We start from the raw sequence: 1,241 nt of genomic DNA on the forward strand, positions 1-1,241 counted from the left end.
CCCCGTGGAACAAATTATCGGAATTGATCTGGCAAAGCGAGTATTTCAGGTGCATATCGTTTCTGCGCAGGGTGAAAATAAATTCAATAAAATGATCACTCGCGAAAAACTGATGGCGTTTATTGCTCTGCAGCCATCGTCCAGGATTGTTATGGAGGCCTGTGGCAGCGCAAATTACTGGGCTCGCCTGTTCAGTAAATACGGTCATGAAGTTAAACAAATCAGTCCGCAGTATGTGGCTCCCTTCAGAATGGGAAGTAAAAACGATAAAAATGATGCCATTGCTATCGTCGAGGCCGACAGCCGTCCGGGCATGCGTTATGTACCGGAAAAAAGTGTTGAGCAGCAGGATATTCAGTGTCTGCACCGGGTTCGCCAGCGGCTAATGAAAAACAAAACGGCCCTCATCAATCAGATAAGAGGACTGGGCCTGGAATACGGTATAGCCATGCCGGAAGGCGCACATAAAATCACGGCCTGTCTGCCGGATTATCTGGAAGATGCCGAAAATGAACTGACCACACTCGCTCGCCAGTTGTTCCACGAGATGCTGGAGGAACTGCAAAGCAGTCAATTGCGGTTAAAAGAGCTGGACGTGCGTCTTGCACACATCAGCCAGCAAAATGAGGATACGCTCCGACTGGAAAGCATTCCGGGTATCGGGCCGATGGGAGCGTCAGCCCTGACGGTCGCTCTGGGTGACAGCAACGATTTTCAGAATGGCCGACATTTTGCCAGTTATCTGGGGCTGGTGCCAAAGGAGCACAGCAGCGGCGGCAAAGTCAGGCTTATGGGCATAACGAAACGGGGAGATGGTTACCTTCGTGGGTTACTTATCCACGGAGCCCGATCCGTGGTTTACCGGGTAATTAACCTCCCGGATGAACAGTGCAACGGCTTGCAACGATGGCTGAAAGGTATTATTTCCCGGAGTGGAGTGAATAAAGCTGTGGTGGCGCTGGCTAATAAGAATGCCCGGGTGGCCTGGGCGCTGGTAAACCAGAAGACAGAATATACAGCAATGTAACCTACTGATTTTAATGAGTCCAAAGAGTTGATGTGCTGACAGGTAGAACCTACTCTCTGTAAACCTGACAAATAGCTGGGCTGCAAAAAGCCATGGCACTAATGAGGACAGAGAGTACGGATGTTCATCGGGGCTCACGAAGCCGGATATATGTGTGTGGCTACTTTGTCAGAAAGAGACCTGCCGGTGCTTGCATCGGAGAGGTGTCCATATA

1 protein-coding gene is annotated in these 1,241 nt (G+C 50.2%); it reads left to right on the plus strand.

From position 1 onward, the window contains the following. The first annotated feature begins 4 nt into the window (after nucleotides 1-4). On the plus strand, nucleotides 5-1,027 hold the full coding sequence (locus EB241_RS20745) for an IS110 family RNA-guided transposase (protein WP_124234944.1): 1,023 nt from the start codon (nucleotides 5-7) through the stop codon (nucleotides 1,025-1,027). Nucleotides 1,028-1,241: the final 214 nt, after the last annotated feature.

The organism is Erwinia psidii (assembly GCF_003846135.1).
Taxonomy (GTDB): domain Bacteria; phylum Pseudomonadota; class Gammaproteobacteria; order Enterobacterales; family Enterobacteriaceae; genus Erwinia; species Erwinia psidii.